The sequence below is a fragment of the Vibrio sp. 661 genome (assembly GCF_033339315.1).
Lineage (GTDB): Bacteria > Pseudomonadota > Gammaproteobacteria > Enterobacterales > Vibrionaceae > Vibrio > Vibrio alginolyticus.
In genome coordinates this window covers 402,418-425,738 of the sequence record NZ_JAWOUJ010000001.1, presented here as the reverse complement: position 1 = coordinate 425,738, position 23,321 = coordinate 402,418, and the positions used below count along the sequence as shown (strand labels likewise).

The window sequence follows — 23,321 nt, the reverse complement described above, 5'->3', positions numbered from 1 at the left end:
TAATACTCAAATAAAGAAGAAAGGTACGAAAACGAATGCCCAGTCAAGGATATTTATCCAGAGTGGGCACTTGTTCGGATATTTATCTTCCCAAGACTCACTCATCGCATCTTGCTGGGTGAGTTTGGTTTGAGGTAGGACAGCGAAGCTCATACTTGTTGCTCCGCTGCGCGTTGGTAAAGCTTGACTAAGTTAATGAGAACGCTGCCGCTTTTGCCTTTTTTTTCTAGGACAGGGATTTCGCCAGCAGAGATTGCGCGGTCAAGGGAAGACGAAGACCAACCAGTACGACGAATAAACTCTTTTTTAGTACAAAAAGGTGCGTCAACCGCTATTTGAATACTTGCCATAAGTGGTATCCTACTTGTTTGTGTTTATTTGATGGCGATTGAGTGAGATTGGTTAGCCATCTTTGTGTATGTGAAAAGCGTACGATCATTTTTTCTTATTTGCAAAATTTATTTACTCATTAGAGAAAATAAACCTGTTAACGTGATCCGACGCAATTTAATCACCTATTTGAATAGGGAAATTTTTTCTTATGAGCAGACTTAAAGCAAAAATCCCCGCTTTTGACTATCTTGGCGGTCGAGATTTCACTGAAAAGCTCAAAAAGGTAACTGGTTGTAAGACTTATGAGTTAATGAGCGATCGCTACGGTGTACCTAACTCAACGTTCTCCACATGGCACACTCATAATCGAACCGGATTTGAGTTAATAATCAGAGAACATTTAGCTACAGGAGCGTCTGTTCGCTACATGGCTCTTGGGGAAGGCGAACCTTTCGAAAATAAAGGGTCGAATACACTTACATCTCAAGAACTTCAGATATTCAAATTAAATGACGGGACTCTTGTTGAAGCAGGTAACACAGTTCTTGACCTTGTGACTTTAGACCGCTTTGGTCTAAAACCATCTCTAACTCAAGTGATTGAAGATGACTCAGGTCTTTACTACATAAACAAAGAATCGACTGACCCAGTATCAGGTGATTACCTGATTGATATAGACGGCCGCCTTTCGATTAACTATTTACAGCGCTTACCAGGTAAAAAATTGGCAATTGCTTTTGGCAATTCAACGATTGAAGTATCCGAAGAAGATATAAAAGTGCTTGGTCGTGTGGCTATGGAAATGAAGAAGAAGTGACGAGTTAGGGTTAACTCCCATCGCGACTTCAGATCTTCAATCAGATAATAATTAAGTAATAGCCTTCTATTATAGAAAAAAAAACAAGTGTAGCGGTTAGGAGATAATGGCTAAAAATACAATCGAGCGCAGTGCATCGGATAAAACCAAAGGGTTTAGGTTACAAAAAATCCGCGCAATTAAGTTAATGATCGAAGAAGTCATGAAAAATGAAAAACAGTTGTTTTACACGGCTATCGAGGTTGTTGAAGATATCCACCATACTGTAGTCTCTGCTACTAGCAACGATGACAGAATCGAAGAATTGAAGGCTTATGACAACAGTGCTTTTACCTTGCAGCACGATGCAGTAAAAAATACACTGGTCAGCTTTTTTGATATCTATTTCCAACGTTGGAAATCCAGTGACAACGTAAAACTAGGCTTTTACACAACCGCAACTATTGGTAAAGAAAAGAAAAGTGTCAGCTTTGAAGGAAATACTCTTAAACCTCCCGCAAAATCAATTCTAAAAACATTTTCAGATGGTGAGGATTTAGATGAAGAAACATTTAAATATTTTAAAGCAACAATACTCGAAGAGTATTTAAACCAATACTATAAAGCCCCTAACCCAACATCGGAAAAATATCAGGAAGAATTAGAAAGACAGAAACAAAGATTAGAAAATTCTTATTATTCTCGCCTTAAAAGCTTGACCATTGAAGAAGCTAAAGATTTTTTAAATCAGATTTACTGGCATTTTGGTGATGAAGATATAGATGCTCTAAAAGCAACCGTTCTCCAGCTGATAAGAACATGTTATCTATCGAATATAAATAACGAAGGTAAAGAAGAGACAATCTTTTCAGAACTTATGGAGCTGCTTGATGAAAGACAGAACGATAAGGTTTTTTCAAATAAATTCCTATTTGGTTCAGATATAAAAATGGTATTTAAAGATGCCGAGACAAATATCGCTGTAGAACTTTTAGACCCATCATGGGAAAAATACAATGAAGAATCAATTCAGATTATAGACAAACGTACTTTATCTGAAAAATTATTATCTGTTTGCCCAACTTTTTCAAAAAAACTTTTAGGTGTTTATTCACGAAAAGCTTGTACTGTAAAAATAGACGCTAACAGTGGAAAGTCTTTTTTATCTCTCAAATATAGAGTATTTTTGGCATGTGAAGAGTATTTGGCTCTGAATACTAAAAGTAGCTATACACAAGATGAAATCATTGAAGCTGTAAGTACAATGTTAAAAGAATCTGAGACAGCTGTCGAATCTTTGAAAACTGACTATACATACAAAGTATCAAGTAAAGAAGTCATCGCGAACATAATCTATGATCTATTTGATGAGTGTTTTATCGCTCTAGATGAGGTTTAAAATATGGATACCATTAAAAAGCGCCTTATGTTCAACTCTAATGACGATCCTTATTACATGTGTTTTTGGATATTAATTACACTAGACCAACTTGGTAAGAAGGATGATAATTATTTTAAGGATAGTCGTAAATTATTATTCATTATCTTATTATTGAGTGACAACAACACTTTTGATTCAATCATAAGATCGATGAAATTTGGTTCTTCTAAACAAGAACAAGACATTTTGTTTGATTCGTATAAAGATGGTATAACTCAAATAAGTAGATTTAATTCTTTACTAATAACATTAGAAAAAAAAGAGTTAATATTTATAAAAAAAAGTAAAAATTTGGATACCCTCGACTTATCACTAAACAAAAAAAACATCCCAAAAGATTTCTTTGACAAAAAATCATTTAAACCTGATTACGAAAAAATAAAAAAACTAAAATCATCGGTGGAACGAATCACTGCCCTTTCTTTAGACACATTCATTGAAAGAGTTTATAAAAATAATGGTGTTAAAACATGGCAAGTTTAAGAATTAATAAAATAAATTACTTTGGTGATAAGTACTACTTTGAATCAGAAATTTTTGACTCAAATATTATTCTTATTGAAGCAGATAATGGGACAGGAAAAACAACATTTAATAGCTTAATATATTTTTGTCTAGGTGGAAAAGTAAAATATTTTGATAAGAGATCCGATGAACCACACGAACAAATAGCATATGATACTAATAATCATGCAGAGCTTTACATATCGATTGATGAAAAAAATTATTTACTTCATCGTCAAATATCAAAAAATGAAATACTAGTAGCTGAATATATTATAAATAAGGATATTCCTTTCTTTAGCCCGGAAATAATACCTGAATCTACTCGCGTATATAATATATATAGAAGTTCTAATCATGATAATGAAAATTTAATTTTTTCTGACTGGATACTTGATGAATTAGGGATTGAAGTTGTTAGCTTATATCAAGGAAATACTACTTTTAAGTTCAACTTTTCAGACTTGCTTAGATTGATATATCACAATCAACTACCAGATCCTAGCGGCATATATAAGCCACTAGATCATAAGTCTAATTTTGTAACTGACTCAGAACTTATAAGAAAAGCAATTTTTGAGCTTCTATTGGGCAATAAATACTCCGAACTCTATGCTGGAATAACTGACGAGAGAGAAGCGGAAAAAGAATATAATGTAGCCAAAAGTGTATCAGAAGAGTACACAAAGCTAGTTGATAGCTTGAACGAATTATCCGGAAACACTGATATAAAAAATGTCGATGCTATTAGAAGTGAAATTGAGAAAAAGGAATTATCTTTATCTAAGCATATAGATAAAAGAAATGAGCTAACAAATCAGTCAACGCCAGAAAAAATACCATTAACAGAAATCAATGAACTGAAAGAAGAAGTATCAAGAATAGAACAGGAAAATATCGACATGGAGCGTGCCAAATTAAGGCTCCTAAATGAGCTCGCAGATTTAAAGCAGCTAATAAAACATAGAAACCAAGATGTTAAAAATATAGAAAAAATCATCCACACTCATGACAGTCTTTCTCTATTTAACTCAAAGACTTGTCCGTACTGCCTTGAAGAAGTTGAAGTTGAAGAGAATCACTGTATTTGTGGAAGCCCTATTGATCCGTTGAGGTTTGAAAGATTCACATATACATCAAATGAATATATAGACATTTTGAAGTCTCGTGTTAAATCACGAGAAACAATTCGTGCTGCCTATGAAAATTGCAAGTCAGAACTTGAACAACTAAAAGATAGAATCTTTGCTTCTAAACATAAAACACAAATAGTAAGCGAACTTATAAATGAAAAAATAGAGGCTTCAGGAAAAGTATCACCTTTGACATCTTTACAAGAAATTGATTCTTCCATCTTTGATTTAAAAGACCAAATTTCAAAATTGAACCAAAGTCTTACTATGGAAGAAAAGTTATTAGGATTAATTAAAGAATCTGACAGGCTAAAGGAGAAATTTGATAACGCATCTTCGAAAAGAAAGATTTACGAATCCCAAGCTGAACTCGATATGAAAGGGAAAATAAAGCATTTCAACAAAATATATAACCAGTTAATGAGTGAATCATTACAAGAGTGCAGATCTGCAAAAATCAGTTCAGATAACTATATGCCAATAATTAATGGTGGCTACTATAAAGAAGCAAGTTCAAAAGTTTCTGTCAGATTAATGTACTATTTAACATTGTTGAAAATGTCGCTTACTGACCCTTCTGTTATGTTCCCCAAATTTTTGTTAATAGATACTCCGGACACCGCAGGGATCGAAATAGACAACCTTATACCTTGTTTCGAACAATTTAGAGATCTCACTGGTTCGTACCAGATTATTTTATCAACAGGTCTAGGCAAATACCCTAAAGACTTTATTGAATATAGAAAGTTGTATTTACCTAATAAAACAACCAAGCTTTTGAAACTTCGCACTTAGTTCGCATATCGAGAGAGTATGTTATGAGTGTCAGAAAAATCGAAGATAGTGGACACCCAAAACCTTGGCTTTGCGAATGTTATCCGCAGGGCCGGAACGGGGCCAGAAAACGTAAGCGCTTCGCCACCAAAGGCGAGGCGGTCGCTTACGAAAAATTTCTGATGAAAGAAGTCGATGATAAGCCCTGGCTTGGTGACAGGAAGGACTTGCGCACACTTCAAGACTTAGTCGAACTCTGGCACAAGCTTCACGGCCAGCACCTGAAATCCGCTGAAAAAGTTTACCCTCGCCTCTGCACCATTGTTGAAGAACTGGGGAACCCGTTTGCAATCAAGTTCACTGCAAAAGACTTTGTTCATTGGCGCTCTAGCCGAAAGGCAAAAAACCGATACGGAGATGAGACTACTGCAGGCAAAGTGATATCTGCGCCTACCAATAATCTCGACTTAAGATATCTGCGTGCGGTTTTCAATGAACTCACTTCCCTTGGAGAGTGGACTCAACCAAACCCACTTACCAGCGTTAAACAGATCCCTGTAACTGAATCTGAAATGGGCTTCTTCTCAAATGAAGATATTACTACGCTCTTCGATAGGATCAGCAAAAGTAAACGAGCCAAAGAGTTCGAACTGGTCTGCAAAATTTGCTTATCGACAGGAGCACGAATTTCAGAAGCGAATAACCTCCGTCTTTCACAGATTACGAAATACAAGATCACATTTCTTGATACCAAGAGCAAAAAGAACCGTACCGTTCCAATCACAGAAAAGCTTTATAACGAACTGATGGAGTTTGAGCGAACGGGAGAAAAGGACAAGTTGTTTAAAAACTGCCTTCATGGCATTGCCTATATCGTAAATCGGACATTTCCAGACTTACCGGATGGTCAAAATACCCACGTGTTTCGTCATACCTTCGCGAGTCGATTTATGGAGGCCGGAGGAAATATTCTCGTACTGCAAAAAATCCTTGGTCACAGTGATATCAAAATGACCATGCGCTATTCCCATTTTTCACCAGATCACCTTATCCAGGCGGCTGAGTTGAACCCTATTTCGAGCTTGGGACTGTAGCCATTATTTCAGAGAGAAATGGCGACAAAATGGCGGCAAATTTTCTTAATATTGATGAATATTGAATAGCATTGGCGAAATGGATATTTTGCAAGACATTGAAATAGCTCGAAAATCCTTGACTTCACTGGGTTGTGGGAATAGCTATTGATTACACTAAGTAAGATTTAATACCGCGTCTTAACGCCCGTTAAGGCGCGGTTATTTCGATAGGAACCCCATTCTGTGCAGCGATTGCTGCTTTAGCCTTCACGTTTTTCATACCGAATTCATCCAACCACCACTTTAACTCTTTCGGCACTTTGAGTTCATCTTTCTCGCCATTACTACGAGTCAAAGGCTCATGTGCTTCTAAGAACACACTTCTGTCAGGCTCAAGTGTCATTTTGATAGGCTGGTTAATGATGTTAACGTCTTCACCGTTACGAACCTTGTCAAATAACCACTCAATGTCACTTGGGTCCATACGAATACAACCCGCGCTGACCCGCATACCAATCCCAAAGTCCTTGTTGGTACCATGAATTAGGTATTCGCCATTCCCGTAAGCTAAACGCAATGCAAACATACCAAGTGGATTATCAGGCCCCGCAGGAACAACGGCTGGTAGGTCAATGCCCTTTGCTTTGTACTCGGCACGAATAGAGGCTGGAGGAGTCCATGTAGGGTTCGGTCGTTTTTGGCTGATACGCGTTGTCATTACTGGGGTATCGCGCCCTATTCGGCCAATTCCGACAGGAAATACATGGACAATATCCTCTCCTTTCGGAAAGTAATATAAGCGCAGCTCGGCTAGATTAATAACGATACCTTTATAAGGTACGTCTGGGAGGATTAGCTGTGTCGGAATAGTAAGAACATGCCCCTCTTCTGGTAAGAAGGGATCCACGCCTTTGTTTGCGGCCATTAAACCTAGCATACCCACATCGTAGAGCTTAGCGATATTTGCCATGGTTTCGCCTTCTTGCACGACGTGGTTTTCAAGGCGACCAATTAAACGGCTTCCATCCTCTGGTAATTCGTACATCTTAGCGAATGATAGACCACTCACTAAAGATAACGACACAGATAGCAGGGTACGTTTTGCGAAACTCATTGATCGCTTTTTGCTAAGCATTTCACTCTATTCCTTGGCACTTTTAAAGAGCTGTAAGGTTATCTCTCTTTCTGTCTTGTGATCAACCATCGGCTTGTGATATTCCAGTAAAGAAAAGCCCTCCCAAGTCCAAGGTTTATGGATGTATTTGTTCGGTACACTTTTGATTTCTGGTACCCAGTGGCGCACAAATTCACCATTAGCATCGAACTTTTCGCCTTGGCTTATCGGGTTGAAAATACGAAAGTATGGCTGCCCGTCACAGCCCGTAGAAGCAGACCATTGCCAGCCACCATTGTTCGCTGCAAAATCGCCGTCCACCAGCTTACTCATGAAGTACGCTTCTCCCCATCGCCAATCAATATGTAAGTCCTTGGTAAGAAAGCTCGCGACAATCATACGTAATCGATTGTGCATCCAACCTGTTTGATTGAGCTGACGCATTGCTGCATCAACGACTGGGTATCCTGTTGTTCCTGTCTTCCATCGCTCAAAGGCCTTCTCATCATAGGACCACTGGATTTTATCCTCCCAATCGATAAATCCTTTGCCTTTGACGAGTTTTGGTTCGAAAACCAATAGGTGCTGATAAAACTCACGCCAAATGATCTCACTTAGCCAAGTTGCTTTCCCTTCTGTAAGGTCATTTTGTTGATTTTCAGCATACAAACGAGCAATACACTGCCTTGGTGATAGCGCGCCAATCGCAAGGTATGGAGACAGTTGGCTAGTGCCATCAATAGCTGGAAAGTCTCGCTCGCTTTGATACGCGTCACTGCGCTCCCGTGCAAATTCCCTAAGCTGCTTCAAAATATCATTAGTCGAAGCCAGCCAGTCTTCACTGGATTCTCGAGGATAGCTAAATGTGAAGCTTGAATTAAATCGAGCCGACTCTAATTGTTCGAGTACCTTTTTATTGAGTGGCGCTTGCTCGTGAGGTTTTACTACCGTCGGCATATGGAACTGCGTTAACCAAGCACGCTTGAATGGCGTAAATACCTTAAAATATTCGCCTTGTTTATTAAGAACCGTCGTTGGCGCGTGCACACATTTGTCATGAAACAGTTCAAATTCGATATCGTGAGAAGCTAACGCTTCACTTACTTGTGTGTCGAGCTCTCGTTCGTTCACCTCATAGTGAATGTTTGCCATGACAGACGTGGCTTCAAGTGTTTCCGCCCACCCACTAATCACATCTGTACAATCGGAAAACGACGGCACCTCTTTGTACAAAAAAGGAATATTAAGGCTTTCAAGCTCCTCGTTAAGACAAGCTAAGCGACGAGCAATGAGGTCTGCCTGCATCGGCGCCATGTGATGCTCCCGCCACTGCTCTGGCGTCGCGATAAAGCAAGCGACGACAGGCTGACCTGAATCCAATGCCGCTTTGAGTGCCGTGTGGTCTAACGTACGCAAGTCACGTCGAAACCATACTAAAATCATGGTAGCTCCTATCTTTTGTCTACTAAGTTAGGTGTAATTTCTCTATCACTTCAGAGCACCCCATCCGATCACCTAGCTGTGCGTGAAGCATTTTGATGGACGCTACTTGTTTAGCAGCTAGTGCTTTATTGGAGAAAAGGTAGATAAACGAACCATTTTCAATGACCTCGTGATCTAGTAGACCAGAAACATCATCAACCTTATCGATCAAAGTCGTGTGATACCCTTGTTCACAAAGCTTCGCTGCTTGAATCCAACTCTCAGATTCTCTGTTTTGTTCAAAGCTAATGAGCAGACACTTTCCTTTGGAAGCGGCTTTGTTTTCAGAATCGATAACAAGGGCAAGTCGAGTGATTAAACAAGTCTGAAATAACCCCACCTGCAAGGATCGCAACGATCCTTTTACCATATCTAGCGCATCAAATACTGGGCTAATAAACTGATCAATAACGAGTTTTAGTGGGTACTCTTTAAGAACAGAGGCAAGTAAACTCTCTGCTTTTCCTCGATTCAGGGTAGACAGCGCAAGCAGCATGTTTTCAACTTCTTCGAGTGTGCGAACCTCGTTTTTGACTTCGACATCGGCGCTTTTTCCTAGCAACCCCTTAACTTTACCAATCGAAATCCCCTTCGCGAGCCAACTCTGGACTTCGCGAATCGTATCGAGATCTTGCTGGCGATAGAGTCTGTGTCCTTTTTCAGTTCGCTGAGGCTGGATCAAGTTGTATCTTCGTTGCCAAGCTCTCAGCGTAACTGGTTTTACACCCGTGATTTCTGCGACATCTCGGATCGCGTATAGTTTTTCTTCTGAACTACAAACCATAGCGTAATCTCATCTCCTGCGGATACGGTTCTAAAAACTTCTGTTTTGCTAAATACTCGTCTGGGTAAGTATTTAAGTAATGCTTAATCAACGTAAGTGGTGCTAGCAGAGGCAGCATTCCAATACGGTAGTCGTGAATCACTGTCGCTAACTCTTCTTTTTCTTCTTTAGTTAGTGAGCGTTTGAAGTACCCTTGTAAATGCATCAACACATTTGTGTTATTTTTGCGGCTAGCCCGATTCGTTAACGCCTTCATCAGTCCTAAACGATACTCTTGGTAAAAGTCTTCAATTTCATAATTAGCGACATCGGCAACTAAGCGGCCAAGGGATCGGTATGACTCTGGGTGGTGTGCCATTAACGTCAGTTTGTAGCGCGAATGAAAGTCGATGATTTTGCCACGAGTAGGCTCACCATCCATCGAGTCGTAAAAGTCATTTAGACAAAATACTCGAGTAATAAAATTTTCTTTCAATACAGGGTCGTTAAGTCTGCCATCCTCTTCAACAGGCAACCAAGGCATTTTTTGCATCAATGTTTGTGTATACAAGCCAACACCTTCTTTCGCAGCACTGTTCTTGCTGTAAACCTTGACTCGCTCCATGCCACAAGTTGGTGACTTGGCACAAACGATGTAACCACAAAGCTGCTCGCTTTGAAGTTCATCTACTTTATTGGCCGAGTAAGTGAGCATATTGTCGGTATGATCATTTTCTGGATTTTTGGTTTCAACCAATGCAACACGCTCTTCATTAGAAACAAGACGAATTGTTGGACGGGGTACTGGCATACCTACGCCGACTTCAGGGCATACCGAAACAAAGTCAAAATACGGGCTGAGCTCTTTAGTCACAAAGTTGCTCACCTTATGACCAGAGTCAAAACGCACTCGTTCACCCAAAACACACGAACTGATACCTACTTTGATTGAAGATTCCATGATGACGCATCCCTATACAAAAAGTTTTGTTGTATAACTTATAGCAAGCCTTTCCAAATTGTACAAGAAAATAAGTTGTACAATTTAATCGTTTTACTTCACTCGAAAGTATTTCGATCAACCAGCTGTCAGAAAAAAGTTTGGCCCAAAAACAAAGAATTTGTGCGCGCAATCGACAAACTGCTCAAAAGCAAATCGATTGCTCTTTTGATTTCAACAGATTTGGTTATCAATAGTAATTGCAGTTTCTAAATGCGTGGTTTTTGTGACTAAGCTCTCAAGGGGCCACTGTACGTCCCGATATTATTGCCTCAACGAAAACGAACAAGTTCAACAGAATTGGTAATAGCGTTCTATAATAGAGGCGTTTTATCAAAACAAAACTTTGGAGAGCACTTATGGCAACCCCACACATTAACGCACAACCAGGTGATTTCGCTGAAACAGTTCTAATGCCAGGCGACCCGTTGCGCGCTAAATACATCGCTGAAACGTTCCTAGAAGATGTGAAACAAGTTTGTGACGTTCGCAACATGTTCGGCTTTACTGGCACTTATAAAGGCAAAAAAGTTTCTGTAATGGGCCACGGCATGGGTATCCCGTCTTGCTGTATCTACGTACACGAGCTAATCGCTGAATACGGCGTGAAAAACGTTATCCGTGTAGGTAGCTGTGGTGCAGTACGTGACGACGTGAAACTAATGGACGTTGTTATCGGTATGGGTGCTTCTACAGACTCTAAAGTTAACCGTATCCGTTTCAACAACCACGATTTCGCAGCAATCGCTGATTACGGTCTTCTAGAAGAAGCAGTTAACCAAGCGCGCGCTCAGGAAGTGCCTGTAAAAGTAGGTAACGTATTCTCTGCAGACCTGTTCTACACACCAGAAGCAGACATCTTCGAGAAGATGGAAAAACTAGGCATCCTAGGTGTAGACATGGAAGCGGCTGGTATCTACGGCGTAGCAGCTGACCTAGGCGCGAAAGCACTGACTATCCTGACAGTTTCTGACCACATCATCCGTGGTGAAAAACTAAGCTCAGAAGAGCGTCAGAAGTCGTTCAACGACATGATGAAAGTTGCACTAGAAACTGCAATCAACATCTAAGAACAAATAGTAAGTAATAATTTGCAGCCAGAGTTATGCTGGCTGCCCGAATTATCCCGAGGGGGCGATTGTGTCTAACGGCGAACTGCCAAAAGACGCAGATGGGTTACAACTCAACTTTTGTAAAACATTGGCGTGTGACAACTTTGGATTGAGTGATGCAAAGCGTTACGTTCTGCAACATGCGAACCCTAAGCGTCCGGCGATGGTATGCCGTGAATGTGGAGCTTTCCCCCCCTTACTTAATAATCGCGATGTCGTGAACGAACTTCATCGCCTGCGGCACGTCCACAGTGACGGGTTGCCTGCTTGCCGTAATGATGATTGCGACAACTTTGGACTTTCTGTCCACACTCACAAACACCTCTATCACGCTTTCGGTTACAGTGGCGATCGCCAACGTTACCGCTGTAAAGTGTGTCAAAGTACCTTTGTTGACAAGTGGTCTGGTGCCAACAAGAAGCTTCAATTTCAAGAGAACTTGATGGGCTTGTTGTTTACGGGATATTCAGTACGAGAAATCTGCCGCAAGCTTAGTATTAACCCAAAAACCTTTTACGATCATGTTGACCATATAGCTAGCCGCTGCCGCCGTAAGCTGGCAACCATTGATGCGCGCTGGGTAAACCACGCAACGCATTATGAATTGGCCTCAAACTATATTGCATTGCAACCGAACAGCAATAACGGTGTGTATTGGATTGTTTCTGGCGAAGCGCATTCTGGCTATATTCTTTGCCAGCACGTCAATTATTCCGCTGATGAAGAGCCAATCGCAACGCTCGATCATAATCCTTACGATGAGGTGTCTCGTTTTGTTTCCCAGGAGTACGCAGCGGAAGCAAGTGAGCCGCTTGCGGAACCTTCTCATCACCTCAGAGAGCGAATTGACCAAAAATACCAAACAATTTTGGCTCGCGGTAACGTAGAAGACCCTCTTGGTAATCTATCTGTATTTCATTACCCTTCAAAAGGGGCATTAGTCCGTCCACCATACACCTCATATGCACACTATTTGCACGTACTTGATATGTGCTGCCCAAACAAACGTGTATCTCTATACATGCCTCAAGATCCCCTACTACGTTCGGCTGCACTGAGCGTTTGTTTACCTCGCATTAAAGAGAAAAGTGTCGACTTGATGTACGTAGAAGAGGACGCTAGTTGGGACATGAGTACTCCCTTTGGCAAAGTCGATATCGCCTATATGAGTTGGTGGCGCGATCGCTGGGCAATCTCTAGTCAAAACGAAAACCACAAAGGCATTTGCTACCTCGCTGGCGATCAAAATGAGCCTGAAAAATGGTTTAACGTTGCGACAACTCGTCATGTGAAGTTTTATCAAAACCGCTTTCAGATTCTTTTCGAAAGCTTCATTAACGAGCCACGTCGCAAATTACGACCTGCTGGTATTTTACCTCTTTTAGATATATTCAGAGCTTGGCATAATTTGTGCTATCAGGATAAACAAGGTCTTACCGCTGCACAAAGGTTAGAAGTCTCTGATGCACCTTTGACAATCAAACAGCTCCTATCGTAGCTATTCTATTGGTAATTTAGATGTAGTAATTAGGGGTTGTAACGGTATACATTACGGCCCCTGATCGTTTACCAAAACGTTATCCGCATCGCTTTGGTAAAGAAACATGCATCTAACCACTTAATATTAGGTGTGATTTCCAGTTCGATAGTCATGGATGTGAACGTTGGATAAAAACCAAATTCAGCTAGAAGATGATCTCACTAAGCTTAAAGGCCAAATAAAATCGGCCCCTAAACATACCTTTAATGTTGCGCAGCAATATCTTATCCGCGCGGAACAAATTTTATTTGTGGACGGAGAGATCAAAGCCTTACTCATCATGGCGCAATGCTGTTGGTGCCTAATGGATTACCGACAAGGCTTAAAACTCGTCAAAGACGCTTACAGCAAACAAACACAGCTTGAAACCGACGATCATCTCCCGGAAATTCTCCATCTTTTTGCACTCCAATATTGGGGCCAAGCAAAGTATTATTCCGCGCAACAATATTGGATTAATGCGCTCGAACAATCTGCTCTTGTTGATGATGTTGAAATTCAAATCGAATCTCTAATTGGGCTTGGTAATGTATGGCGCATCACTAATGAACACCAACTTGCCGCTTCAACTCATGAGTTAGCCGTTAAAGTGGCAAACAATGTTCGTATTGCTTGGTTAGAAGGCAAAGCGCGCATCCTATTAGCTTGGGACTATTACTTACTAAATAAGTTTGTCGAGATGCTTACGGTACTGGATGGAGCAACCGAAGTATTAAAAGATCATGATGATAGTACGTGGCAAGCCGAGATCTGGGACTTTAAAGGGTTAGCACTGCTTGGACTAGAACGCCTTGATGCGGCCGAAGAAGCCACCCAAAAAGCCCACCAGCTTGCCATTGAGCATGACCTCGTTTGGATGAAAGCACACTCTTTTATTAGCCGAGCAAGACTTGAGCTTTTGCGCCAAAATACAGACAGCGCTGCCAAGTTGCTACTTGCAGCAGAAGAGTCTGCACTCAGTTTCGACCACGGTGAGCTACTCAGCCAAATTTGCTTCCAACAATCACGAGTCGCTGAAGAACAAGGTGACTTTGAGTCTGCGTTTAACGCGTTCAAGAAATACCGTAAGCACGCACTCAAAATGCTCAAAGAACAAACTCATCGAATCAGCATGGATAAAGCAAGAGGCTCTAAACGCCAACTAGAGCAGCGAGCACGTAAGCTGATCAATCATATTCGCTCTCAACACGAATACGACCCTGAAAAACAGTTCTCTAATGTCGTTTCTGAGACCTACTGGTGGGAACAGTTAGTTTTGTTTAAAACGGAGCTCAAACGCTCTAACCACGCCATCATTATGATTCAGCATTCAAACCCCGAAGTTCTCGATGTTTGTACCGAGCTCGTTCATGCATTGACAACCTCCAGCGACCTCATCTCGAGAATTTCCAGTAACAGGCTAGCAATGTTAATTGCAGAAAAAGGTCAAGCAGCAGAAGAGGTCTACCGCACTGTCCAAGCGATGTTAGACATCTATCCATGGAAGCGACGCGGAATCAAAGGCCCGAAACCGATACTGTATTTGCAAGATATCCTGACCTTCCCATTCACGTTAGAACAGCTCGAAGAAAGTTATATTGAGGTAATGAAGAATGGAACAACTGCTTAGCAAGGTGACTGACGCAGGTATCGATCCTTCTTCCGTTTCAGGTGAAGAAGCGATTACGCTATGGGAACACATAGGGTTACATATTGCGTCAACAAACCGAGAGAAAGCGCATTGCTATATCATTAGCGCCGAGTATCGAAGAGAGATCAAACAGCTCAACGACAGCATTAGTGAATTGAAACAAGCGCTTGAGTTGCTTGTTTTACCAGAAGATGTAGAAGATATTCTTTCTGTGAAAGCAAGCTTGAGTGAGCGTTTAGTTGAAGTAGGTGACTACAATGCGGCATTAACCGAGTATGTTGCTTCAACCAATATCGCCGTCGAGTACGGCTATATTGATGAGTACGTATTGGCCATTATTGGAATGGGTAATTTGTGCGATGCCTATGGGGATCACCAACGTGCATTACGTTATTATCAAAAAATAGATGCTATCGATCACGCTATTGGCAGTCGATCCCTACGCCTTCGTTACAAGCTGTACATGCTTGCCTGTTATATCAGCTTGAACCGTACCGCAGACGCCAAAGAACTATTGAGTGAATGTGAAGAACTGAGCATTCTCGTCAGTGATAAAAACCTCGCCGCACAAATTCACCTCTACCGAGCCAAATTACATCGTCTGCAAGAAGACTACCCCAATGCGTTGCTGGCTATTTCGAATGTTCAGTATACAACGGGTAGTGCCACGACATACTGGTTATCCACGATGGTCAAAATTGAGACTGCGTATTGTCTAAACGGTGTAGGGCACACTTCTTTAGCTAATTTAACGTTGGACTCCATCAGTAAAAGGATTCAAAAGCAGCTATCTCCTATCGTTACTCAGCATTTTTATAACGCGATGAGTCAAGTTTACGCCTCTCAAGGGTTGTATCAAGAAGCATTAAATTGTGAAAAAAAAGCGCATAGAATCGAATCTGATCTTGTAAAACATATTCCGATCGGTGAGTTAGGGTCTGCTCAACTACGCCGACTTTCACGCTTTGAGTTACAACTCAAACTCATTTTGTCAGAGCTAGAAAACAAAGAACTAAAAGAAACCACCAAGCAGCATAAAAATACTGTTGCTCAGCTACAGCAGGACGTCTTTACCGATCCACTTACGTCTTTACACAACCGACGCTGGTTAGAAGTTAAACTAAAAGATCTACTTCTGCACGATACTGCATTTGCATTGATGGTCATCGATATCGATCACTTCAAATCCATCAATGACGAACTAAGCCACTTGGTGGGCGACAAAGCGATCAAAAGTGTGTCACAGGAACTGGCGTCCTACTTCAGATTTAAAGGCGCATCGTGCGTACGATTTGGTGGTGAAGAGTTCCTCGTGATCCTTGAGAATACCCAACTGGAACGCGCAGAAATGCATGCCGAGAATTATCGTGAACGGATTTATCAATATGGTTGGGAGGATATTCTTGGTGAACGGGGGCTGACCGTATCCATAGGGATTACCTTGCATCGAGAAGGCGAGAATACTCAGCGAACTTTTTATCGTGCAGACAAAGCTCTTTATCGCGCCAAAGCCAACGGCAGAAACCAAGTCTGTACCGAACTTTAAACCATGCCCCGGTTGACACCTGGGGCTTTAGTATACTTTTTATTTATCCTTCCTATATCACTTCACTGCTTGTTTAAATAAGTACTCAGCAACACCTTAGCTGCCAATAAACATCAGTGGATACTTACATCGCATAAACATAATTCCTACATAAAAACCGCTTGATTCATCTGTAGTTAAGACAAATACTTAAATTGTTAATTTACGTAGATTTTCCATTTCGCAATACGCACAGGTAGGTAAGATGTTTCTAGACTATTTTGCACTTGGGTTACTCATCTTCGTTGCTTTAGTGATCTTTTACGGAATCATTGTCATCCATGATATTCCATATGAAATCGCCAAAGAGAGAGAGCACCCGCACCAAGACGCAATTCACTACGCTGGCTGGGTCAGCCTTTTCACTTTGCATGCGCTGTGGCCATTTTTATGGATCTGGGCAACATTATGGCGCAAGGAACGCGGCTGGGGTTTTAAACAACTAGAACAAGAAACACACGACATTCATCACCGCCTTGAAGAACTCATCGATGAAGTCAACGAACTCAAAAACGAAGTATCGATGTTGAAACAACAAAAGATTCAGCAAAAGCCTTTGCCTGAACAAAGTAAAGAGGACGAATAATGGACTTATTGCTGATTCTGACTTACGCAGCTCTTTGTATTGCCATTTTTAAAATCTTCAATATTCCTCTAAACAAATGGACGGTCCCGACAGCTGTACTTGGCGGCGTAGTGTTAGTGGGCACACTCGTGCTGCTTATGAACTACAACCACCCATTTACTCAATTGGGTAACCAAGTGTTCCCGACTACGCCTATCGTCTCTGGCGTGCGTGGCCGCGTGGTGGAAGTGCCAGTCCAGGCCAACCAACCGCTCAAAACGGGCGATATTCTTTTCAAAATCGATCCTGTCCCTTTTGAAGCAGAAGTTGCTCGCCTGGAAGCGAAAGTTAAAGAAGCAAGCCAAGGTGCGTTGGGCTTAGAGTCTGATCTAAGAGAGGCAGAAGCTGCTGTATTGAAAGCACAAGCGGACAGAGATAAAGCACAAAGGGAATTTAGCCGATATCAAAGGGGCTTTGATCGTGGCGCGTTTACTGAACAAGATTTGGATACTCGACGCCAAGCGTATAAAGCGGCAGAAGCCATGTTAGACGTTGCGATTTTGCAACAAGAACAAGCGCAAATCGCTCTGGACTCTGAAATCGGAGGCGAAAATACCCAAGTCGCGCAACTTCTTGCCGAGCTGCGTAAAGCAGAGTTTAACCTAGAGCAAACCGTCGTTCGTGCGCCAACCGATGGTTACGTTACGCAATTGGCTTTGCGTCCTGGTGTTATGGCTGTGCCGTTGCCACTTGCCCCGGCAATGACCTTCGTACATACCGAAGACATTACGTACACCGCGGCATTCAGACAGAACTCATTACAACGCTTGAAGCCAGGCTTTGAAGCAGAATTTATGTTCCGCGCAATTCCGGGCAAAGTGTTCCGTGGCGAAGTCATTGACGTGATTCCAGCCATTGGTGAAAGCCAAATTCAAGCGCGAGGCGCTCTGCTTGGGACTGATGCCTTGCGCACGAGCGGACGTGTTTTTGCGAAGCTGAAAATTACCGACGACTTGAGTGGATACCACCTACCAATGGGTACTGCGGTTGAAGTTGCAGTTTATTCAGACAGCTTTACTCACGTATCAGTGATGCGCAAAGTGCTTATTCGTATGAAGAGCTGGCAGAACTATTTATACCTCGACCATTAATGAACATATAGCGCATTCATTTATTGGTAAAAATAACATCAAACCGTGTAATCAGGGGCTGACGATCAGCCCCTGATTCATTCTAGCCATCCAGATAGATAGCATTCCCACTTTTATTAATATTCTGTATAATGCGCGCCTTATTTTTAATGCTTGCTAAAACCAAAGCCAGTCAAAGGGATGCGTGAATCAAATCACACATTTCCTGAAGAAAAATAGAGCAAACAATAAGCAGCTTGGTTGTTTTGAATATATGTTACACAATCAAATAACTAACGCTTTCCAACAATATAAATGAACGTTCTTTAAAATCGACTATTGAACTGAGGTTATCTATGAATCTTTCCGCTAAAACTGTTGTGGTTATTGCAATCGGTGCTGCTCTTTACGGTATCGGTGGCTTACCTATGTTTGGCATCCCTGTGTTTGCAAACACAACGCTAAAACCAGCAATGGCAGTATTAGCATTGTTCTCAGTACTATTTGGACCACTTGTTGGCTTCTTGGTTGGTTTTATTGGTCACTGGGTTACTGACCTATTTGCAGGTTGGGGCGTATGGCTCACTTGGGTACTTGGTTCAGGTATTGTTGGTTTGATTATCGGTCTATTCCCTTCTCTAACGCGCTACCGTTTGGAGAAAGGTGATTTCAATATGAAAGACTTCGCGTTATTCGTAGTACTTGCGCTATTAGGCAACGTATTTGGTTACGGTTGCTCTGCATTCCTCGACACGATTTTATACGCAGAACCGTTCACTAAAGTGTTTACCCAGCTTTCTATTATCGCGATCGGTAACACCATTCTTATTGCTATTGTTGGCTTCTTCATTCTTAAGTCTGTCGCTAAACGTAACAAGCAAAGCCGTAACTTAACAGAGGCTTAATGTCGAATGACAATCGAATTTTCTAACTTCTCTTTTAGATATGAGTCGCTGGACAAACCGACGCTAAAAAATGTCAATCTAAGGATAGAGAAAGGAGAGAAAATCGTCATTATCGGTCCAAGTGGTAGTGGTAAATCTACCCTTGGGCAATGTCTTAACGGACTGATCCCACACGCAATCAAAGGGGAAACCAGTGGAACATTGACCATCAATGGTCAAGACACCGCCCCTTTCGACATGCACCAATACACTGAGCAAGTTGGCACCGTACTGCAAGATACGGACAGCCAATTTGTCGGCTTGAGCATTGGCGAAGACATCGCATTTGCGCTGGAAAACCAGCTAACTTCAAATATCGACATGTACCCATTGGTCAAAGCCACGGCCAAAATGGTCGACTTGGAACAGATGCTAGAACGCTCACCCAACGATTTATCTGGCGGGCAGAAACAGCGTGTTTCTTTGGCGGGCATTCTCGTCGATGATGTCGATATCCTTTTGTTTGATGAACCACTAGCTGCGCTTGACCCTAAAACGGGTAAAAAAACCATCGAGATCATCGATGATCTACACCGCGAAACGGGCAAAACCATCGTAATCATTGAGCATCGTCTTGAAGACGTTCTGCATTGCTCAGTTGACCGTATTATCTTGATGGAAAGCGGCAAAATCATTGCCGATACAACGCCAGATGAAATTTTAGCGTCGCCTCTGCTAGAAGATTACGGCATCCGCGAACCGCTTTATATTTCAGCACTGAAAGAAGCAGGCTGCGCGATTGAGGGCGATGCAAAACCTTCTAGCTTAACTACCTTACCGTTGGAGCAATATAAACCGGCAGTACAAGCATGGTTTGATGGTTCAAAAGCACAACCGCCCAAAACGCCAGCCGAGACTTTGCTTGAAGTCCGTGGCCTCACCTATTCTTACGACGGTGAGAAAAACGCGTTAGAAGACGTGAGTTTTGACATCAAGCGTGGCGAGTTTGTCTCTGTACTTGGCAAAAATGGCTCGGGTAAATCGACCATCACCAAACTGATTATGGGCGTTATTGAAGCGGATAGCGGCTCAATGAGCATGAATGGTCAAGATCTTAACGAACTGACCATCTTCGAGCGCAGCCAGAAAGTGGGTGTGGTGATGCAAAACCCGAATCACATGATTTCCCATCACATGATTTTCGACGAAGTGGCCTTCGGCCTCCGTAATCGTGGCGTTGAAGAGAAACAAATCGAAGCTAAAGTACTTGAAGTCCTTGAGCTGTGCGGTTTGAGCAAATACCGTCACTGGCCAATCGAAGCATTGAGCTACGGCCAGAAAAAGCGCGTAACCATTGCGTCAATTTTGGTCTTGGAACCAGAGCTTCTGATCCTTGATGAACCGACGGCAGGTCAGGACTATCGAAACTACACGTCTATGCTGAGTTTCATCGAAAAGCTCAATCGCGAGTTGGGCGTAACCGTAATGATCATCTCTCATGACATGCATTTAGTGTTGGAATACACCTCGCGCTCTATCGTGATTGCAGACAGTAAATTAGTCGCGGATGCACCAATGACGCAGGTATTCAGCAGTCCAGAGCTACTAGACCAAGCAAACCTCACTACCACAAGTTTGTTTGAGTTGGCTACGAAAGTTGGTATCGAGGACACCAATGGCTTTATGCAGCACTTTATCAATGTAGAAAAAGCGCACCGCCAACAAAAAAGCGACGACGTAAACCAACTAGAGAAAGCGGTGGCATGAAAGACAATAAGATGAAGTTTGGTATCAACTACATCGATACCCAATCGCCACTTCATAAGTTGAATGGCATTACTAAGTTCTTGCTTTTCATTGCTTGGGTAACGGTGGTATTGACCACATTTGACTTGCGAATCATCGCGCTGTTGATCGTGCTGGGTTTGGGCTTATTGAAAATGACCAAAGTGCCCTTTCATGTCTACAAACCGCTGTTATTCGGTACAGGCACGGTATTACTGATCAATGCCCTGTTTATGTTCGCGTTAGCACCGCAACAAGGTACTGAGTTCATGGGTTCATCAACGGTTTTACTCTCGTTACCCGGTAATTACTCGCTCACTCAAGAGACATTGTTTTACCTAGTAACAGTGACGTTGAAGTACTTCAGCATGTTCCCAATCGCGTTGGTGTTTGTATTTACCACTCATCCGACAGAGTTTTCAGCCAGCTTGAACCGCTTGGGTGTACCTTACAAAATCGCCTATGCCGTAAGCTTAACGCTGCGCTACTTGCCGGAAGTGAAAAAGGACTTTGTTAACATCATGCACGCGCAACAAGCACGCGGAGTAGAACTGAGCAAGAAGGCTCCGTTGTTCACTCGTATGAAGAACGTCGCGAAGATTCTTGGACCTCTGATTTTCTCTAGTTTAGACAGAGCCGACCAAATCTCAAACGCGATGACGCTACGTGGTTTTGGCCGCCACTCCTCTCGCACTTGGTACAGCTTAAAACCCCTGACCAAAGCCGATATGATCTGCATGGCGGGGATTGCAGTGATAGTGATTGCGGCGATCAGCAAGCGTGTTATCGACACACAACTGTTCTGGTATCCGTTCTAAATTCTTAAGCTTCAAACAGAAGATAACGTGCTTAGTATTGCGAACACGTTATCTTCCCGCTTTCCCCTCGATAACTCGCCTGCTGGCTTCTTGCTCGCAAGTATTCAAAAGAAGCGGTGATTTCAGCGGCTCACTGATGTGCCAGAAAGTTGCTTATTCAAACGACCAACATGAACTAAACTCATCAGTTTTATCAGGGGCTTAATGATCAACTGCGCACTGCCTACAATGAAAAGCCAAGTACCACTTTCAATCAACGAATCATTCAAAAAGAAAAAGCTACCAATTAAAAACCAAATAGCAATGAGTAGGTCGTTTGCAGCACCTAACGCCTCATAGCGGCGCTGAATCACGATGTGACGGCTTCCTAGATCTAAATCCAACTCTCTGCCATGTATCTGCACTGTATAGCTCCCCTCTTATTGTTTCGCGTCAGTTATGCCCAAGTTATTTCGAAATACTTAGTTCTAAACCCTAACGGACGTGGCATGCATTGACAACCATTGGGGGGATTATCTATTTGCAATAAAAAGAAAAGGGCGCATAAGCACCCTTTTCAGCGAGTCTAATTACAGGTATTCACTTCAATGGCTAGATAGTGAGTACCAACTTAACTCCACTTCAACAAACGAGTTTCATTGCCTTCTTCCGGCTTCGCTGGAATATTGAGTGACAACAGCAAGCTCACTGCTGCCATACCAGCGCCGATGTAAAATACGCTCGCAGGTGAAACAAGCCAGATGACACCAAACGTAACAGGTATTACAACTGCAGCAATATGGTTAATCGTAAACGCAACGCCTGCGGTCGACGCCATATCGGCAGGATCGGCAATTTTCTGGAAGTAGGTTTTAATCGCAAGCGCTAACGCGAAAAATAAATGATCGACAACATACAATGCTGCCGCCCACTCTGCCGTTTGCACCAAACCGTACCCGACGAACACGAAGATCAAACCGACGTATTCAAACATCAACGCTTTGCGCTCACCAACAACGCCGATAAAACGGCCTATTCGCTTCGCAAACAAGAAGTTAAAGACATAGTTAATCAGGAACAACAACGTAATATCTGCGGCGGAGTAACCAAACTTTTCTACCATCAAGAAACCAGCGAACACCGTAAAAATTTGACGGCGTGCTCCACTCATAAACGTAAGCGCATAGTATAACCAGTAACGTTTACGCAGGATGAGCTTCTTGTTCTGAGGCACTTTTGTCTTAAATTGTGGGAAGGCAAATGCCATCACCAAAATGAGCACAAAACCTAAACCACCAGCCATTAAATAGACCGTTTTAAAATCAAGTTTGAGCTGTTCGAGCGAAACCCAAATGGCGCCGTAGGTAAACAGAGAAGCCAAAGCTCCAACAGAAATAAACTTACCCAGCATTTCTGGCGCTTCTTCTTTAGATAGCCATTGTAAAGACAAAGACTGCTTGAGTGTTTCAAAGTAATGGAAGCCGGTGGACATTAACAAGGTTGTAAAAAGTAGACCGTACAAAGTGGGAAAATAACCTGTTAATGCCGTACCAAGCGTAAGCATCGCCAAAGAGACGAGCATAAAGCGTTGCTCTCGGATAAACAGCAATACAAACACGGCGGTAAAGGCCAAAAAACCCGGAATTTCGCGCACACTTTGCAATAGGCCTATGTCAGCACCATCAAAGTTTGCTTTCTCGATAACAAAGTTGTTCAACAACGCCATCCAGGTAGAAAAAGCAATGGGCACGATAATGGAAATTAACAGGAGGAAATTTTGCGGCGTTCTCCAGCCGTGCGATGAGGTAGTCATGATGTTTCCTTTAAATATGAAGGCATCATCATAGCTTTAAATGTAACAAATTCGCAATATCATT

At 42.2% G+C, this 23,321-nt stretch carries 22 protein-coding genes; 14 read left to right on the top strand and 8 right to left on the bottom strand.

The window, feature by feature from the left end:
* Nucleotides 1–6: 6 nt before the first annotated feature.
* Entirely contained in the window at nucleotides 7–153 is a 147-nt protein-coding gene (locus tag R7P69_RS01925; RefSeq protein WP_318121255.1) for a hypothetical protein, read from the bottom strand.
* Complete coding sequence (locus R7P69_RS01920; protein WP_031856859.1) at nucleotides 150–350, bottom strand: hypothetical protein; 201 nt, start codon at nucleotides 348–350, stop codon at nucleotides 150–152. The genes R7P69_RS01925 and R7P69_RS01920 overlap by 4 nt, the downstream gene beginning before the upstream one ends.
* Nucleotides 351–541: 191 nt before the next feature.
* Here R7P69_RS01920 and R7P69_RS01915 point away from each other — a divergent pair, with 191 nt between their 5' ends.
* The 5 genes from R7P69_RS01915 to R7P69_RS01895 all read left to right on the top strand — a co-directional run bounded on the left by R7P69_RS01915 (nucleotide 542) and on the right by R7P69_RS01895 (nucleotide 6,075).
* Entirely contained in the window at nucleotides 542–1,150 is a 609-nt protein-coding gene (locus R7P69_RS01915) for a phage repressor protein CI (RefSeq protein ID WP_318121253.1), read from the top strand.
* Nucleotides 1,151–1,256: 106 nt separating this feature from the next.
* Nucleotides 1,257–2,528, top strand: coding sequence for a hypothetical protein (locus tag R7P69_RS01910; RefSeq protein WP_318121252.1), 1,272 nt, complete (start codon nucleotides 1,257–1,259; stop codon nucleotides 2,526–2,528).
* 3 nt (nucleotides 2,529–2,531) lie between these two features.
* A complete protein-coding gene (locus R7P69_RS01905) occupies nucleotides 2,532–3,053 on the top strand; it encodes a hypothetical protein (protein ID WP_318121250.1) in 522 nt (173 codons plus the stop codon).
* Nucleotides 3,041–5,002, top strand: a complete 1,962-nt coding sequence (locus tag R7P69_RS01900; RefSeq protein WP_318121249.1) for a hypothetical protein — start codon at nucleotides 3,041–3,043, stop codon at nucleotides 5,000–5,002. Before R7P69_RS01905 ends, R7P69_RS01900 begins: the two co-directional genes overlap by 13 nt.
* 23 nt (nucleotides 5,003–5,025) lie before the next feature.
* Nucleotides 5,026–6,075, top strand: a complete 1,050-nt coding sequence (locus R7P69_RS01895; protein WP_318121247.1) for a tyrosine-type recombinase/integrase — start codon at nucleotides 5,026–5,028, stop codon at nucleotides 6,073–6,075.
* A 190-nt stretch (nucleotides 6,076–6,265) separates the two neighbouring features.
* On the opposite strand, the gene R7P69_RS01890 is transcribed toward R7P69_RS01895, so the two are convergent.
* From R7P69_RS01890 to R7P69_RS01875, 4 genes are read right to left on the bottom strand one after another with little or no spacing between them, the layout of a single operon-like run.
* Nucleotides 6,266–7,192, bottom strand: a complete 927-nt coding sequence (locus R7P69_RS01890; protein WP_025768560.1) for a L,D-transpeptidase family protein — start codon at nucleotides 7,190–7,192, stop codon at nucleotides 6,266–6,268.
* A gap of 6 nt (nucleotides 7,193–7,198) precedes the next feature.
* Complete coding sequence (phrB, locus tag R7P69_RS01885; protein ID WP_047104510.1) at nucleotides 7,199–8,614, bottom strand: deoxyribodipyrimidine photo-lyase; 1,416 nt, start codon at nucleotides 8,612–8,614, stop codon at nucleotides 7,199–7,201.
* 22 nt (nucleotides 8,615–8,636) lie between these two features.
* Nucleotides 8,637–9,437 carry a MerR family transcriptional regulator gene (locus tag R7P69_RS01880; RefSeq protein ID WP_005375142.1) on the bottom strand — a complete coding sequence of 267 codons (801 nt, stop codon included), beginning with the start codon at nucleotides 9,435–9,437 and terminating at the stop codon, nucleotides 8,637–8,639.
* Nucleotides 9,427–10,377, bottom strand: a complete 951-nt coding sequence (locus R7P69_RS01875) for a YbgA family protein (RefSeq protein ID WP_005375141.1) — start codon at nucleotides 10,375–10,377, stop codon at nucleotides 9,427–9,429. Before R7P69_RS01875 ends, R7P69_RS01880 begins: the two co-directional genes overlap by 11 nt.
* A 398-nt stretch (nucleotides 10,378–10,775) precedes the next feature.
* On the opposite strand from R7P69_RS01875, the gene deoD reads away from it, so the two are divergent.
* The 9 genes from deoD to R7P69_RS01830 all read left to right on the top strand — a co-directional run bounded on the left by deoD (nucleotide 10,776) and on the right by R7P69_RS01830 (nucleotide 21,465).
* On the top strand, nucleotides 10,776–11,486 hold the full coding sequence (gene deoD, locus R7P69_RS01870) for a purine-nucleoside phosphorylase (protein ID WP_005375140.1): 711 nt from the start codon (nucleotides 10,776–10,778) through the stop codon (nucleotides 11,484–11,486).
* A gap of 70 nt (nucleotides 11,487–11,556) precedes the next feature.
* Nucleotides 11,557–13,026 carry a lactate dehydrogenase gene (locus tag R7P69_RS01865; RefSeq protein WP_025768563.1) on the top strand — a complete coding sequence of 490 codons (1,470 nt, stop codon included), beginning with the start codon at nucleotides 11,557–11,559 and terminating at the stop codon, nucleotides 13,024–13,026.
* Between the two features lie 166 nt (nucleotides 13,027–13,192).
* The gene (locus tag R7P69_RS01860) at nucleotides 13,193–14,677 is read left to right on the top strand and encodes a hypothetical protein (RefSeq protein WP_053303858.1); all 1,485 of its coding nucleotides are present in this window, start codon (nucleotides 13,193–13,195) and stop codon (nucleotides 14,675–14,677) included.
* Nucleotides 14,661–16,244, top strand: a complete 1,584-nt coding sequence (locus R7P69_RS01855; RefSeq protein WP_054574921.1) for a GGDEF domain-containing protein — start codon at nucleotides 14,661–14,663, stop codon at nucleotides 16,242–16,244. The genes R7P69_RS01860 and R7P69_RS01855 overlap by 17 nt, the downstream gene beginning before the upstream one ends.
* A gap of 244 nt (nucleotides 16,245–16,488) precedes the next feature.
* Complete coding sequence (locus tag R7P69_RS01850) at nucleotides 16,489–16,869, top strand: DUF3302 domain-containing protein (protein ID WP_005375135.1); 381 nt, start codon at nucleotides 16,489–16,491, stop codon at nucleotides 16,867–16,869.
* On the top strand, nucleotides 16,869–17,999 hold the full coding sequence (locus R7P69_RS01845) for an HlyD family secretion protein (RefSeq protein WP_005375134.1): 1,131 nt from the start codon (nucleotides 16,869–16,871) through the stop codon (nucleotides 17,997–17,999). The genes R7P69_RS01850 and R7P69_RS01845 overlap by 1 nt, the downstream gene beginning before the upstream one ends.
* Before the next feature lie 335 nt (nucleotides 18,000–18,334).
* On the top strand, nucleotides 18,335–18,883 hold the full coding sequence (locus tag R7P69_RS01840) for an ECF-type riboflavin transporter substrate-binding protein (protein ID WP_005375133.1): 549 nt from the start codon (nucleotides 18,335–18,337) through the stop codon (nucleotides 18,881–18,883).
* A 6-nt stretch (nucleotides 18,884–18,889) separates the two neighbouring features.
* Complete coding sequence (locus tag R7P69_RS01835) at nucleotides 18,890–20,629, top strand: ABC transporter ATP-binding protein (protein ID WP_238952490.1); 1,740 nt, start codon at nucleotides 18,890–18,892, stop codon at nucleotides 20,627–20,629.
* A complete protein-coding gene (locus tag R7P69_RS01830) occupies nucleotides 20,626–21,465 on the top strand; it encodes an energy-coupling factor transporter transmembrane component T family protein (RefSeq protein ID WP_104976444.1) in 840 nt (279 codons plus the stop codon). The genes R7P69_RS01835 and R7P69_RS01830 overlap by 4 nt, the downstream gene beginning before the upstream one ends.
* A gap of 122 nt (nucleotides 21,466–21,587) precedes the next feature.
* Here the strand turns inward: R7P69_RS01830 and R7P69_RS01825 are convergent, their stop codons facing one another.
* Both R7P69_RS01825 and R7P69_RS01820 read right to left on the bottom strand, forming a co-directional pair.
* A complete protein-coding gene (locus R7P69_RS01825; protein ID WP_005375130.1) occupies nucleotides 21,588–21,869 on the bottom strand; it encodes a YrhK family protein in 282 nt (93 codons plus the stop codon).
* Nucleotides 21,870–22,075: 206 nt separating this feature from the next.
* A complete protein-coding gene (locus R7P69_RS01820) occupies nucleotides 22,076–23,257 on the bottom strand; it encodes an MFS transporter (protein ID WP_005375129.1) in 1,182 nt (393 codons plus the stop codon).
* Between the last annotated feature and the right edge of the window lie 64 nt (nucleotides 23,258–23,321).

Excerpts from the sequence above, each read along its gene's own strand:
- R7P69_RS01925 (WP_318121255.1), bottom strand. The coding sequence starts at position 153 with ATGAGCTTCGCTGTCCTACCTCAAACCAAACTCACCCAGCAAGATGCG.
- R7P69_RS01920 (WP_031856859.1), bottom strand. The coding sequence starts at position 350 with ATGGCAAGTATTCAAATAGCGGTTGACGCACCTTTTTGTACTAAAAAA.
- R7P69_RS01915 (WP_318121253.1), top strand. The coding sequence starts at position 542 with ATGAGCAGACTTAAAGCAAAAATCCCCGCTTTTGACTATCTTGGCGGT.
- R7P69_RS01910 (WP_318121252.1), top strand. The coding sequence starts at position 1,257 with ATGGCTAAAAATACAATCGAGCGCAGTGCATCGGATAAAACCAAAGGG.
- R7P69_RS01905 (WP_318121250.1), top strand. The coding sequence starts at position 2,532 with ATGGATACCATTAAAAAGCGCCTTATGTTCAACTCTAATGACGATCCT.
- R7P69_RS01900 (WP_318121249.1), top strand. The coding sequence starts at position 3,041 with ATGGCAAGTTTAAGAATTAATAAAATAAATTACTTTGGTGATAAGTAC.
- R7P69_RS01895 (WP_318121247.1), top strand. The coding sequence starts at position 5,026 with ATGAGTGTCAGAAAAATCGAAGATAGTGGACACCCAAAACCTTGGCTT.
- R7P69_RS01890 (WP_025768560.1), bottom strand. The coding sequence starts at position 7,192 with ATGCTTAGCAAAAAGCGATCAATGAGTTTCGCAAAACGTACCCTGCTA.
- phrB (WP_047104510.1), bottom strand. The coding sequence starts at position 8,614 with ATGATTTTAGTATGGTTTCGACGTGACTTGCGTACGTTAGACCACACG.
- R7P69_RS01880 (WP_005375142.1), bottom strand. The coding sequence starts at position 9,437 with ATGGTTTGTAGTTCAGAAGAAAAACTATACGCGATCCGAGATGTCGCA.
- R7P69_RS01875 (WP_005375141.1), bottom strand. The coding sequence starts at position 10,377 with ATGGAATCTTCAATCAAAGTAGGTATCAGTTCGTGTGTTTTGGGTGAA.
- deoD (WP_005375140.1), top strand. The coding sequence starts at position 10,776 with ATGGCAACCCCACACATTAACGCACAACCAGGTGATTTCGCTGAAACA.
- R7P69_RS01855 (WP_054574921.1), top strand. The coding sequence starts at position 14,661 with ATGGAACAACTGCTTAGCAAGGTGACTGACGCAGGTATCGATCCTTCT.
- R7P69_RS01850 (WP_005375135.1), top strand. The coding sequence starts at position 16,489 with ATGTTTCTAGACTATTTTGCACTTGGGTTACTCATCTTCGTTGCTTTA.
- R7P69_RS01845 (WP_005375134.1), top strand. The coding sequence starts at position 16,869 with ATGGACTTATTGCTGATTCTGACTTACGCAGCTCTTTGTATTGCCATT.
- R7P69_RS01840 (WP_005375133.1), top strand. The coding sequence starts at position 18,335 with ATGAATCTTTCCGCTAAAACTGTTGTGGTTATTGCAATCGGTGCTGCT.
- R7P69_RS01835 (WP_238952490.1), top strand. The coding sequence starts at position 18,890 with ATGACAATCGAATTTTCTAACTTCTCTTTTAGATATGAGTCGCTGGAC.
- R7P69_RS01830 (WP_104976444.1), top strand. The coding sequence starts at position 20,626 with ATGAAAGACAATAAGATGAAGTTTGGTATCAACTACATCGATACCCAA.
- R7P69_RS01820 (WP_005375129.1), bottom strand. The coding sequence starts at position 23,257 with ATGACTACCTCATCGCACGGCTGGAGAACGCCGCAAAATTTCCTCCTG.